Origin of the sequence: Caloramator sp., from assembly GCF_020054765.1 — a bacterium.
GTDB classification, from domain to species: Bacteria; Bacillota; Clostridia; order Clostridiales; family Caloramatoraceae; genus Thermobrachium; species Thermobrachium proteoclasticum.
This window is the reverse complement of the sequence record NZ_JAIHAO010000051.1, coordinates 1-13062: the sequence shown is the minus strand read 5'-3', so window position 1 is coordinate 13062 and position 13062 is coordinate 1. Positions and strand designations below refer to the sequence as shown.

Here is a 13062-nt window from a genome sequence, read left to right as displayed (position 1 = left end):
TGTTTGAAAAAGTCCTACCCTCGCGATGCCATCGTCCTGATGGCCGCTCGGCTCGGCACGTCCTGTGCCGAATTACGGACTTTTTCAAAGTCGAAAACCTAAAAATTGCTAAAGCTCATGAAAGAGCCTATTGAAATCCTTTCATGGGGCTTTTTCATACTTTAGCGAACAAGCAGGTTTGTCAACAATCTGAGGTGCTTAGTATGTGTTTAAGCACCTTATTTTATTGGAAAAATATAAAATTATAAAGAGTTTGTAATATATAAAAATATACTACTAAAACACTAACCTATATGTTAAAATAATTCTGTAAACTTAGGGGGTAACAAACTATAATGGCAAGGAGTGATATTGTGCAAAAGAAGTTTGTTAAGGCAATCAATGCAGAATCTTTTATTTTTCTTGGAATTTTAGCAATATGTTTTACTTTTTTATCAAGGGTTATGGGGCTTGCCAATATGTTTAGCACTATGATGAAGACAGCCCACGACCTATTATTAAACACGGTATTTTTTATTATGGCAATAGCAGTTCTTGCTGGAGCCTTTGGTGCAGTTTTAACTGAGTTTGGAGTTGTTGCACTTATTAACAAGATATTATCTCCACTTATGAAGCCTCTTTACGATATGCCGGGGGCTGCAAGTATTGGGGTAATAACAACATATCTTTCAGATAACCCAGCAATTATAACTTTAGCAAAGGATAAGGGATTTACAAGATACTTTAAGAAGTATCAAATACCTGCATTAACTAATTTAGGTACAGCCTTTGGAATGGGACTTATAGTTACTACATTTATGATAGCCCAAGCTCCAAAGGGTGAGAGCTTTTTTCTACCAGCACTTATTGGAAATATTGGTGCTATTGTAGGTAGTATAGTAAGTGTAAGAATAATGATGCATTTTACAAAAAAAGAATATGGAACTGAAATGATAGTATATGAAGGCGAAGAGGGAGTAGATTTAACTCAATATAGAGAAATAAGAAGTGGAAGCTTATTTCAAAGAGGCCTTGAAGCAATATTAGATGGAGGAAAAACAGGTGTTGAGATGGGACTATCCATCATACCTGGGGTTATTGTAATATGTACACTTGTTATGATGCTAACTAATGTACCAAAGGGTGGGGTATATACTGGTGCAGCCTACGAAGGTGTACCAGTTCTACCTTGGCTTGGAAGTAAAATTAACTTTATACTAAAGCCACTTTTAGGGTTTAAGTCACCTGAGGCTATAGCCTTCCCAATAACTGCACTTGGTGCTGTTGGTGCTGCAATTGGTCTTGTTCCAAAGTTTTTACAACAGGGACTCATTGGGGCAAATGAAATAGCAGTATTTACAGCAATGGGAATGTGCTGGAGTGGATATCTATCAACCCACGTTGCTATGATGGATGCACTTGAAAGTAGACAGCTCACAAATAAAGCTATATTATCTCATACAATAGGAGGTCTTGTTGCAGGTATAGTTGCACACCTACTTGTTATGATTTTTGTATAATAAAAATACCCACTTGTAATTTAAGTGGGTAGAGATTGTTGACAAACTTACTTGTTAGATAGATTATGAAAAAGCCCTATGAATGGATTTTAATGGGCTCTTTAGTGAGCTTTAGCAATTCTAAGCTTTTCAAACAAAGAAAAGCTTAGAATTGATTAGCGAAATTAACGAATGCCCAAGAAATCCTTCATAGGGCTAATCAAAATATAACTTTTTCAACAGCCTGAACCCACTTGACCCACTTGTATTCCAAGTGGGTATTTTTTATGGCAATATACCTTTATTTTTAAGCACATCAATATTTTCCATTGGAGTATCTGGATCCTTTGGGACAGAGGATATTTCATAAGTATCCACTAAATCAATTCCGCCTTTGATTGTTTCTGGCCAAATTAGTGCATTGTTTGTATGTTCAATAATTGGATATTTGCCGTTTGATTCAATCTTCATACTACCACCTCGAAATTTATTTTTTTATATTATTATTAGATATAAATCGATAAACTATGCAACCAAGAAAAAAGGAAAAATATGAATAAAAATGTAAAAATATTTTTTATATTAACTTAAAATAATATGCTATAATATCTTTAAAGGAGTGATAGTGTTGAGAACAGAGCAAATAGCACAGCTTTTGGCGGTATATTTATTACAAACAGCGTATGCATCAAACAATGAACAAACAGGAATGATGTTTGGGGCTATTTTAGATAAGATGCTGGAATCTCAAAATATATTAGGTGGACAAGCATATCAAAATAATAGTAAAAATTCAACTGAAGTTTTTAGTGATATAAAGAAGTTAATTAATGATAGTTCAAATAATATAGATGAAGCGATAAAGGAAGTTTCAAGAAAATATGGGGTTGAAGAAGAATTAATTAGAGCTGTTATAAAGCAGGAGTCAGGTTTTAATCAAAATGCAGTATCAAAGGCAGGAGCAATAGGACTTATGCAGCTTATGCCAAGCACTGCTAAGTCTTTAGGGGTTAATCCCTATGATGCCTTAGAAAATCTTGATGGGGGAACAAGATATCTAAGAAATCTATTAAATAGCTTTTCTGGAAATAAGGCTTTAGCTCTTGCTGCATACAATGGTGGAATAGGCAGAATGAAGAGGTTAGGTGTTGACACTGTAGAAGAGATTAGCAAGATGCCGACCGAAACAAGAAATTATGTAAATAAAGTTCTTAAAAATTATGAACAGTATAAAAAACTATAAGGAGTGGTTATATGGCTTATGGTTTGGTTTTAGGTGGTGGAGGTGCAAAAGGGGGATATGAAATAGGAGTATGGAAGGCTCTAAGGGAGCTTAATATTCCTATATGTGCTGTTTGTGGTACATCGGTTGGGGCTTTAAATGGAGCACTTATTGTGCAAGATGAATTTGAGAAGGCATTTGAAATATGGACAAGCATAACTATGGATACGGTAATAAAGCTTGAGGGTGAGATAGCAACATCCCAAGACGGTGAAAATAAAATATCAAATAAAATAAGGAATATAAAGGCGGCAATAAAGTCAGGAGGACTGGATGTTACGCCTTTAAAAATGCTAATTGATGAGGTTGTCGATGAGGATAAGATAAGAAATTCGGATATTGATTTTGGGCTTGTTACATTTTCTTTATCTGATTTAAAGCCAGTTGAAGTATTTAAAGATGAAATACCCTATGGAAAACTTAAGGATTATCTACTTGCAAGTGCCTGTTTCCCAGCCTTCAAGCCCTACGAGATAGATAATAAAAAGTTTATTGATGGGGGAGTATATAATAATATTCCTGTTTCAATGATGAGAAAAAAAGGTATAAAGGATATAATTGTGGTAGATGTTTCAGGTATAGGAATAACCCAGAGGACAAAATATAAGGACTGCAACATAATTAAGATTAAAAATTCAGAGGATTTAGGAAGAACACTTAATTTTGATAGTGAAAAATCAAAGAGTAATATAGAGATTGGATATTTAGATACGCTCAAGGCCTTTAAAAAGGTTGTTGGATACAAATATTATATAAAGAATAATAATGAAGGTATAGGAAGTAGTTATATTGGAAAACTAGATACTGAAGATTTTAAAAATCTGTATAGATTTTTAGGATTAGAATGGGGAAGAGCTAATAAAAATAATAAAATAATAATAGATAAAATTTTAAGGGTAATTCAGCAATATACCCCTTCCAATTTAACTACAGATAGTGTAATATTAGCTATGGCGGAAATAACAGCAGAACAGCTTGGAATTAATAGAAGAAGAGTGTACGAATTAGATGAATTAATTGATGTCATCTATAATACCTACAATGAAATTAAAACAAGCAGTGATTTTAATGAATATGTTGCAGGGCTTAAAAAATTAATATTAAGCAGAAACGAAATAGAGTTTGATAGGGAAATGAAGAAGGTTTTTATGGAGGCAAAGTTTTTACTTTCCTTTTATCCAGGTATGCAGCAGAATGAAGATATAAAAAGATTTAGAAGGCTTCTTTCTGTTTTTATGCCAAAGGTTGTTGTAGCGAACCTCTTTATATCACTAATACTTCAAAGAAAAGGCGTGGAGGTTTAAGATGTCTAAAGAAAGGTTAGATAAGGTTCTTGCAAATATGGGATATGGAACAAGAAAAGAGGTAAAATCTTTAGTTAGGTCTGGAGTTGTACTGGTTAATGGAAACAAAGTTAAGGATTTTTCAATGCACGTTGAACCAGAGAAGGATATAATTGAAGTAGATGGAGAAATTCTTCAGTATAAGAAATATATTTACGTTATGTTAAATAAGCCTCAAGGGGTAATTAGTGCAACTGAGGATGATTATGATGAAACGGTTGTTGATATATTACCCGATGAGTATAGAATATTTATGCCAAGTCCTGTTGGAAGATTAGATAAGGATACAGAGGGACTTTTGATATTAACAAATGATGGAGAATTAAATCATCTACTACTATCACCTAAAAGACACGTTCCAAAGAAATATTTTGCAAAGGTGCAGGGTGTGGTTACAGAGGATGATGTTAATAAATTTAAAAAGGGTGTAGTTTTAGATGATGGTTATAAGACTATGCCTGCAGAGCTTACTATATTAAAATCAGACGAGATATCAGAAATAGAACTTGTTATATATGAGGGAAAATATCATCAAGTAAAAAGAATGTTTGAGGCAGTTGGTAAAAAGGTAATATACCTAAAGAGAATTGAGATGGGTCCCCTAAAGTTAGATGAAAGTTTAAAACTTGGTGAGAGTAGGGAATTGACTGAAGAAGAAGTTGAACTTTTATATAGTGCAGTAAAAAAGTAGAGGGAGTTTTTCCCTCTTTTTTATGGTATAATGTATTTGAATAATTTTTACGAGGTGATAAGTGTGAGGGAATATACATCAAAGCTTAAAAGTGAAGAGATGGATTATCTATTTAATGTAATATTAAATCTTGAGACACTTGAGGAATGTTATAGATTTTTTGAAGACCTTTGTACAATAAATGAGCTTCAGGCAATGTCCCAAAGGCTTCAGGTGGCAAAAATGCTTCTTGAAAGAAAGACTTATATAGATATAGCAGAGACAACTGGTGCAAGTACAGCAACTATAAGTAGGGTAAATAGAAGTTTAAATTATGGACAAGATGGGTATAAAATTGTTTTTGAAAAGATGAAGCAAAAATAAAGGGTAGCAATTGCTGCCCTTTTTGATTGTTAAGTAGCAGCAATTTAAAAATAATGGTATAATCTATAATATTGAAGTCGTATTAGGAGGAATATGTAAGTATGTTGGATTTGAGTGTTTTAAATAAAGAACAGAGAGAGGCAGTTGATACTTTAGAGGGGCCTCTTTTAATACTTGCAGGTGCAGGTAGTGGTAAAACAAGAGTTTTAACGTATAGAATAGCAAATTTAATTGAAAATGGAGTGTATCCTGGCAATATCTTGGCAATAACCTTTACAAACAAAGCAGCACAGGAGATGAAGGAAAGAATAATTCAGATTGTTGGAGATGAGGCAAGAAATATATGGATAAGTACCTTCCACTCAGCCTGTGTAAGAATATTAAGGCAGGATATTGAAAAGATTGGCTACAACAAGGATTTTGTAATATATGATACGCAGGATCAAGAAAAGATAATAAAGGAATGTTTAAATGAGCTTAATATAGATGAAAAGGCAATGCCTCCTAAGGATGTTTTATCAAAGATAGGTTCTCTAAAGGATGACCTTATTGATGCAGAAACCTACTATAGTAGATATGGTATGGACTTTAAAACAAGAAACCTTGCAAATATATATAAAATGTATCAAAGAAAACTTAAAAAGAGCAATGCACTTGATTTTGACGATATAATAATGCTTACTGTAAAACTATTTAAGGAAAATGAAGATGTATTGAATTATTATAGAAGGAAATTTAGATATATTTTGGTGGATGAATATCAAGATACAAATAGGGCTCAATATGAGTTTGTTAATATACTTGCAAAGGAACACAGAAATCTTTGTGTCGTTGGCGATGATGATCAGTGCATTTACAGTTGGAGACATGCTGATATTAGAAATATTTTAGAATTTGAAAAGGATTTTCCAGATGTAAAAGTTATCAAACTTGAACAGAACTACAGATGCACAAAGAAGATACTGGATGCTGCAAATTATGTGATACAGAATAATGAAAATAGAAAACATAAGAGGCTCTGGACGCAAAATGAGCTTGGAGAAAATGTGAGATTTTATAAAGCAGAAAATGGAGAAGATGAAGCACTATTTATTGTAAAGGAGATAAAGAGGCTTGTTCAAGAAGGATATAGTCTATCAGACTTTGCAGTGCTGTATAGAACAAATGCAATGTCCCGTATTTTAGAAGAAGCCTTTGTTACATCATCTGTTCCCTATAGGGTTGTTGGAGGACTAAAGTTCTATGATAGAAAAGAAATAAGGGACATTTTAGCATATCTTAGAGTTATAAATAACCCTCTTGATAACATAAGCCTTGAGAGAATTATAAATGTTCCAAGAAGGGGAATAGGACAGGCAACAATTGACAAGGTAAAGGAATATGCAAACAGCAGGGATATAAGCCTGTATTCTGCCCTTCTTGAGATAGACAGAATAGATGGAATTACAAAACGTGCAGCAAATGCTATTGAGAAGTTTATAAGCCAGATGAACTACTTTATTGTAAGTAAAGATAGAATGACTGTATCAAGCCTTATTTCAGAGATACTCGATACAACAGGTTATATAAAGGAACTACTTGAGGATAATACAAAGGAGAGCCAAGATAGAATAGAAAATTTAAACGAATTTAAATCAGCAGCTGTAGAGTTTGAAGAACAAAATGAGGATAAAAGTTTAGCAGCATTTTTAGAAAGAATTGCACTTGTATCAGATCAAGACCAAATTGAAAACATAGATGCAGTCACATTAATGACGCTTCATACAGCAAAGGGACTTGAGTTTAATATTGTTTTTATTGCTGCAATGGAGGAGGGAATATTCCCACACTTTTCAGCAAAGGATGATGAGGATGAGCTTGAAGAGGAAAGAAGGCTCTGCTATGTTGGTATAACAAGGGCGAAAAAGAAGCTTTATTTAACCTGTGCACAGCAGAGAATGATGTATGGAAGAACTATGTTTAATAATGTATCAAGTTTTATTGAGGAAATACCAGAACATTTAATAGATGATATATCTCCAAAGAGAATGAGCTTTAACAGGGTGTATAATTATGATGACTATAGGGCACCAAGTAAGACAATATCAACAGTTAATAAGATAAATACAACACCTGTTATTCAAAAACCTAATTTAAATAAATCAGCAAACTACGATGTTGGAATGCTTGTTAAACATAAGATATTTGGAGTTGGAAAGGTTGTAGCAGTTAAGGAGATTGCAGCGGATAAAATGATTACTGTTGAATTTGATAAAGCAGGAGTTAAAAATTTACTTGCATCTACTGCACCCCTTGAAAAAATATGATGAGGTGATTTTATGGAGGATGTAAAGTCAAGAATAGAGGAGTTAAGAAGATTAATTGAGTATCACAACCATAGATACTATGTTTTAGATGATCCTGAAATTTCCGATGCTGAATATGATAAGTTGATGAAGGAACTTGAAAAATTAGAGAAGCAGCATCCAGAATACTTCGATGAAAACTCCCCAACCCAAAGGGTTGGTGGAGCTCCTTTAAAGGAGTTTAAAGAAGTAAGACACAATGTACCGATGCTTAGCCTTCAGGATGTGTTTAGTTTTGAGGAGTTAAAGGATTGGGATAGAAGAGTAAGAAGCGAAGTTCCTGAAGTGGAGTATGTTGTAGAACTAAAAATAGACGGACTTTCTGTGTGTTTAAGCTATGAAAATGGAGAGTTAAAAACCGGAGCAACTCGTGGTGATGGTGTTGTAGGAGAGGATGTTACAGCAAATGTTAGAACAATAAAGAGTGTTCCTCTAAAAATTAATTATTTAAATCCACTTGAAGTTAGAGGCGAAATCTATATGCCAAGGGATGCCTTCTTAAAGCTTAATGCACAAAGAGAAGAGATGGAGGAACCTCTATTTGCAAATCCAAGAAATGCAGCAGCAGGTTCAATAAGACAGCTTGATTCAAAGGTTACAGCGGAGAGAAAACTTGATATATTTATATTTAACATACAGAGAATTGAGGGAAGGGAATTTGAAAAACATTCAGAGGCCCTCGAGTTTTTAAGGGAGCTTGGCTTTAAAGTAAGTCCAAAGAGAATCATTTGTAAAAATGTTGAAGAGGTTATAGAGGTAATAAAACAGCTTGGAGATACAAGGGGAGAGCTACCCTTTGATATAGATGGAATAGTGGTTAAAGTAAATAGTCTAAAGGATAGAGAAAGGTTAGGCCAGACAGCAAAGGCACCAAGATGGGCAGTTGCATATAAATACCCTGCAGAGAAAAAGAAGACCAAGCTTGTTGATATAATTGTTCAAGTAGGTAGGACAGGTGCTATAACACCTACTGCAATTTTAGAGCCAGTTAGAATAGCAGGTTCAACTGTTTCAAGGGCTACACTACATAATGAAGACTATATAAGACAAAAGGACATTAAGATTGGGGATAGTGTAATAATTCAAAAGGCAGGAGATATAATACCTGAGGTTGTAGAGGTAGTATTTGAAGATAGAGATGGAGATGAAGTAGAGTTTAATATGCCAACAAAATGCCCAGAATGTGGTGGAGATGTAGTAAGGGAAGAGGGTGAAGTTGCACTTAGGTGTACAAATATGTCCTGTCCTGCCCAGATAAAAAGAAGCATCATTCACTTTGCATCGAGGGATGCAATGAATATAGAGGGGCTTGGCCCACAAATAGTTGCACTCTTAATAGACAATGGGCTTATAAAGGATGCAGCAGACCTTTATTATTTAAAATTTGAAGATGTAGTTAAACTTGAAAGAATGGGTAAAAAATCTACAGAAAATCTTCTTAAGGCGATAGAAAATTCAAAACAAAACGATATAGATAAGTTAATATTTGCATTAGGTATAAGGTATGTTGGAAGTAAAACTGCAAAGAATCTTGCAAAACAATTTAAGAGTATAGATGCATTAATGAATGCAACCTATGAAGAGTTAATATTAGTTGAAGAAGTTGGAGATAAGATGGCAAAAAGTATAGAAGCCTTCTTTAGGGAAGAACATAATAGAGCTCTTATAGAAAAGTTAAGGAGTGCAAATGTTAACTTTAACTCAAAGGATGAAGGGGAAAAATCTGACCTATTTAACGGACTTACATTTGTTTTAACAGGTACACTTTCAAAATATACAAGAAATGAGGCAAGCGAGCTTATTGAAAAGTTTGGGGGTAAGGTATCATCAAGCGTATCTAAAAAGACAAATTATCTATTATGTGGAGAAGATGCAGGAAGTAAGCTAAAAAAGGCACAGGAGTTAGGTGTAAAGATTATTTCAGAGGATGATTTTGAAAAAATGATAAATGAAGGGGAACTGGTATGAAATTGTTAAATTATTTAATGTGGGTCAGTTTTTTATTTACAAGTATAATCTCAATATTTACCATAATCGTTTCCTTTGGTATAGTGTATATAAATGAATTTTCAACATTTATTCCTCTTGAAATTTCACTATCTCTGTCGCTTATATTATGGGGAATAAATTGTAAATACAATCAGGATGTATGCTATACTAAAAATAATTTTTATATTAGCTTTTTATTAGCTTTTATACTACTTTTGTTTTCTATCTTAGGAGTTTATTAAGAAGGGAAGGTGTTTATATGTCAGTTACTATTCGCGATGTAGAATACGTTGCAAAGCTTGCAAGACTTGAGTTTACAGAAGAACAAAAGCAAAGGTTTACAGAGGATTTAAATGGTATTTTAAATTATGTTGAGATGCTAAACGAGGTTGATACTGAAAATGTAGAAATAAGCATAGGTGCCTACAGAGTAGAAAATGCATTAAGGGAGGATGTAGCTAAGGATTCCTTCAATAGAGATTCTCTACTTAAAAACGCACCAGATTCTCAAGATGGATTTGTTAAAGTACCAAAGGTTATTGAATAGGAGGGATATAGGTGCATACTAAAACACTTCACGAAATAAGAGAACTTATAAATAAAGGTGAAGTAAGCTGTGTAGAGCTTACTAAAAATACATTAGACAGAATAAGTAGCGTAGATGATAAGATAGGTGCATATCTTCAAATAGATGAAGATGGTGCATTAAATAAGGCAAGGGAAGTAGATGAAAAAATAAGAAGGGGAGAAGAAGTTTCCTTCCTTGCAGGTATTCCAATGGCTATAAAGGACAATATATGTGTTGAAGGTCTAAAGACTACCTGTGCTTCAAAGATGCTACAAAACTTTGTATCACCCTATGATGCACACGTTACAAAGCTTTTAAAACAAAATGATGCTGTTATTTTAGGAAAGCTTAATATGGATGAATTTGCTATGGGTTCTTCTTCAGAAAACTCAGCCTTTAAGAAGGTAAGAAATCCATATGATTTAGAAAGAGTTCCTGGTGGTTCATCAGGTGGTTCCGCAGCAGCTGTTGCAGCAGGTGAGGCCTACTATACTTTAGGTTCAGATACAGGTGGTTCAATAAGACAGCCTGCTTCCTTATGCGGTGTTGTAGGTTTAAAACCAACCTATGGAAGAATATCAAGATATGGTCTTGTTGCCTTTGCTTCATCCCTTGACCAAATAGGACCATTTACAAAGGATGTTGAGGACTGTGCTCACGTTCTAAAGGCGATTGCAGGATATGATGAGATGGATTCAACAAGTGCAAAGAGGGAAGTTGAGGATTATACAAAATATTTAAATCAAGATATAAAGGGATTAAGGATAGGTATACCAAAGGAATGTTTCGCAGAAGGATTAAATGAAGATGTAAGAAGAGAAATAGAAAATGCAATCGAAGTTTTAAGAAGGCTTGGGGCAGAAATTAAAGAAATAAGCCTACCAATGTCAAAGTATGCCCTTGCAGTTTACTATATTCTTGCAAGTTCAGAGGCAAGTTCAAATCTTGCAAGATTTGATGGTATAAGATATGGATATAGAGCAAAGGACTTTGAAGATGTTGTCGATCTTTATGTAAAATCAAGAAGCCAAGGTTTTGGAGATGAAGTAAAGAGAAGAATTATGCTTGGTACATATGCACTTTCTGCAGGATATTATGATGCTTACTATAAAAAGGCACTTAAGGTTAGAACTTTAATTATAAACGAATATAAGAGGGCGTTTGAGGATGTTGATGTAATACTTACTCCTACATCACCAACTGTTGCCTTTAAGATTGGAGAAAAATCTAATAACCCACTTGAAATGTATCTATCAGATATCTATACAGTTCCAATAAATATTGCAGGAGTTCCAGCAATTTCAATACCAGCAGGATTTGTTGGAGGTCTTCCTGTTGGTATGCAGCTTGTTGGAAACTACTTTGATGAGGGAACATTAATTAAGGTAGGCCACGCCTTTGAAAGAGAAACAGAGTTTTCAAAGGTTAGACCAAGCATCTAATAGGAGGTGTAAAAATGGAGTTTGAAGCAATTATTGGACTTGAAGTTCACGCTGAACTTTCAACAAAAACAAAAATATATTGCGGTTGTACAACAGAGTTTGGTGGAGAACAAAATACCCACTGTTGTCCTGTATGTATGGGACTTCCAGGTGCCTTACCTGTTTTAAATAAAGAAGTTGTAACTTATGCTATGAAGGCAGGGCTTGCTCTAAACTGTGAAATAAATAAAGAAACATATATGGCAAGAAAAAATTATTTTTATCCTGACTGCCCAAAGAACTATCAAATAACTCAAGACGAAACTCCTCTTTGTAAAAATGGATATATTGAAATTACAACAGAAGAGGGAACAAAGAGAATAGGAATTCAAAGGATACATATTGAAGAGGATGCAGGAAAGGCTCTACACAGAGAAGATGGAACCTATGTTGACTTTAACCGTTCAGGGGTACCTCTTATTGAGATTGTTTCAAAGCCTGATATGAGAAGTGCTCAAGAGGCAAAGATGTACTTAGAAAATTTAAAGGCTATACTGCAATATACAGAAGTTTCAGACTGTAAGATGGAGGAAGGTTCACTTAGATGTGATGCCAATGTTTCTGTAAGACCAAAGGGTTCAAATGAATTTGGTGTAAAGACAGAGATAAAAAATATGAACTCTTTTAAAGCAGTAGAAAAGGCAATTGAATATGAAATAAAAAGACAAATTGAAGCTATAAATAGAGGAGAAAAAATAGTACAGGAAACAAGAAGATGGGATGAGGCAAAGGGCGAAACTATAGTTATGAGAAGTAAAGAAGAGGCCCACGATTATAGATATTTCCCAGAACCAGATATGGTTTATTTAGTTGTTGATGATGAATGGATAAATAATGTTAAAAGTACGCTTCCAGAATTACCAGATAAAAAGAGGGCAAGATATATAAGCGAATATGGCCTTCCAGAGTATGATGCCTCAATACTTACATCATCTAAGGCACTTGCTGCATTTTTTGAAGATACTGTTAAAGAGGGAGCTTCACCAAAGGATGCAAGTAATTGGATTATGGGTGAAGTTTTAAGAACTTTAAACGATAGAGAGATGAGTATAGAGGATATTAAAGTTCAACCTAAACATCTATCAAAGCTTATTAAACTTATAAACAATGGAACAATAACAGGTACAATAGCAAAGAAGGTATTTAAGGATATGTTTGAAACAGGAGACGATCCAGAAAAGATTGTTAAGGAAAAGGGAATGGTTCAAATCTCTGATGAAAATGCCATAAGGGATATAGTAAATAAGGTTTTAGATGAAAATCCACAATCAGTTGAAGACTTTAAGAATGGTAAGACAAAGGCTATGGGATTTGTAGTTGGTCAAGTAATGAAGGCATCAAAGGGAAAGGCAAATCCACAGCTTGTTAATAAGTTAGTGGAAGAAGAGTTAAAGAAAAGATAATTTTTAGGTTGTTGAATAAGTTAGCCCCATGAAGGATTTCTTGGGCATTCGTTCATTTCGCTAAGCAATTCTAAGCTTTTCTTTGTTTGAAAAAGTCCTACCCTCGCGATGCCATCGTC

11 protein-coding genes are annotated in these 13062 nt (G+C 34.1%); 10 read left to right on the top strand and 1 reads right to left on the bottom strand.

Annotation, left to right across the window (positions count from 1 at the left end; all coding sequences use genetic code 11):
• Window positions 1–353 precede the first annotated feature (353 nt).
• Window positions 354–1499, top strand: a complete 1146-nt coding sequence (locus JG776_RS11320) for a hypothetical protein (RefSeq protein ID WP_366934208.1) — start codon at window positions 354–356, stop codon at window positions 1497–1499.
• Between the two features lie 264 nt (window positions 1500–1763).
• On the opposite strand, the gene JG776_RS11315 is transcribed toward JG776_RS11320, so the two are convergent.
• Window positions 1764–1949 carry a hypothetical protein gene (locus JG776_RS11315; RefSeq protein WP_291967590.1) on the bottom strand — a complete coding sequence of 62 codons (186 nt, stop codon included), beginning with the start codon at window positions 1947–1949 and terminating at the stop codon, window positions 1764–1766.
• 157 nt (window positions 1950–2106) lie between these two features.
• On the opposite strand from JG776_RS11315, the gene JG776_RS11310 reads away from it, so the two are divergent.
• The 9 genes from JG776_RS11310 to gatB all read left to right on the top strand — a co-directional run bounded on the left by JG776_RS11310 (window position 2107) and on the right by gatB (window position 12943).
• Window positions 2107–2721 (top strand): lytic transglycosylase domain-containing protein, encoded by a 615-nt coding sequence (locus JG776_RS11310; protein ID WP_291967588.1) that lies wholly within the window; start codon window positions 2107–2109, stop codon window positions 2719–2721.
• 11 nt (window positions 2722–2732) lie between these two features.
• Window positions 2733–4064: a patatin-like phospholipase family protein gene (locus tag JG776_RS11305; RefSeq protein ID WP_291967585.1), complete on the top strand. Its 1332-nt coding sequence runs from the start codon at window positions 2733–2735 to the stop codon at window positions 4062–4064.
• 1 nt (window position 4065) lies between these two features.
• Complete coding sequence (locus JG776_RS11300; protein WP_291967583.1) at window positions 4066–4794, top strand: pseudouridine synthase; 729 nt, start codon at window positions 4066–4068, stop codon at window positions 4792–4794.
• 63 nt (window positions 4795–4857) lie between these two features.
• Window positions 4858–5157, top strand: coding sequence for a YerC/YecD family TrpR-related protein (locus JG776_RS11295; protein WP_291967581.1), 300 nt, complete (start codon window positions 4858–4860; stop codon window positions 5155–5157).
• A 104-nt stretch (window positions 5158–5261) separates the two neighbouring features.
• Window positions 5262–7463 carry a DNA helicase PcrA gene (gene pcrA, locus JG776_RS11290; protein WP_291967594.1) on the top strand — a complete coding sequence of 734 codons (2202 nt, stop codon included), beginning with the start codon at window positions 5262–5264 and terminating at the stop codon, window positions 7461–7463.
• Window positions 7464–7475: 12 nt separating this feature from the next.
• Complete coding sequence (gene ligA, locus JG776_RS11285; protein ID WP_291967579.1) at window positions 7476–9470, top strand: NAD-dependent DNA ligase LigA; 1995 nt, start codon at window positions 7476–7478, stop codon at window positions 9468–9470.
• A gap of 280 nt (window positions 9471–9750) precedes the next feature.
• Complete coding sequence (gatC, locus tag JG776_RS11280; protein WP_291967577.1) at window positions 9751–10038, top strand: Asp-tRNA(Asn)/Glu-tRNA(Gln) amidotransferase subunit GatC; 288 nt, start codon at window positions 9751–9753, stop codon at window positions 10036–10038.
• Between the two features lie 11 nt (window positions 10039–10049).
• Window positions 10050–11501 (top strand): Asp-tRNA(Asn)/Glu-tRNA(Gln) amidotransferase subunit GatA, encoded by a 1452-nt coding sequence (gatA, locus tag JG776_RS11275; protein ID WP_291967575.1) that lies wholly within the window; start codon window positions 10050–10052, stop codon window positions 11499–11501.
• Window positions 11502–11515: 14 nt separating this feature from the next.
• Entirely contained in the window at window positions 11516–12943 is a 1428-nt protein-coding gene (gene gatB / locus JG776_RS11270; RefSeq protein WP_291967573.1) for an Asp-tRNA(Asn)/Glu-tRNA(Gln) amidotransferase subunit GatB, read from the top strand.
• Window positions 12944–13062: the final 119 nt, after the last annotated feature.

What these genes read in the sequence shown, in the direction of transcription:
- gatC (WP_291967577.1), top strand. Translation starts at nt 9,751, where the DNA reads ATGTCAGTTACTATTCGCGATGTAGAATACGTTGCAAAGCTTGCAAGA.
- ligA (WP_291967579.1), top strand. Translation starts at nt 7,476, where the DNA reads ATGGAGGATGTAAAGTCAAGAATAGAGGAGTTAAGAAGATTAATTGAG.
- JG776_RS11315 (WP_291967590.1), bottom strand. Translation starts at nt 1,949, where the DNA reads ATGAAGATTGAATCAAACGGCAAATATCCAATTATTGAACATACAAAC.
- JG776_RS11305 (WP_291967585.1), top strand. Translation starts at nt 2,733, where the DNA reads ATGGCTTATGGTTTGGTTTTAGGTGGTGGAGGTGCAAAAGGGGGATAT.
- gatB (WP_291967573.1), top strand. Translation starts at nt 11,516, where the DNA reads ATGGAGTTTGAAGCAATTATTGGACTTGAAGTTCACGCTGAACTTTCA.
- JG776_RS11300 (WP_291967583.1), top strand. Translation starts at nt 4,066, where the DNA reads ATGTCTAAAGAAAGGTTAGATAAGGTTCTTGCAAATATGGGATATGGA.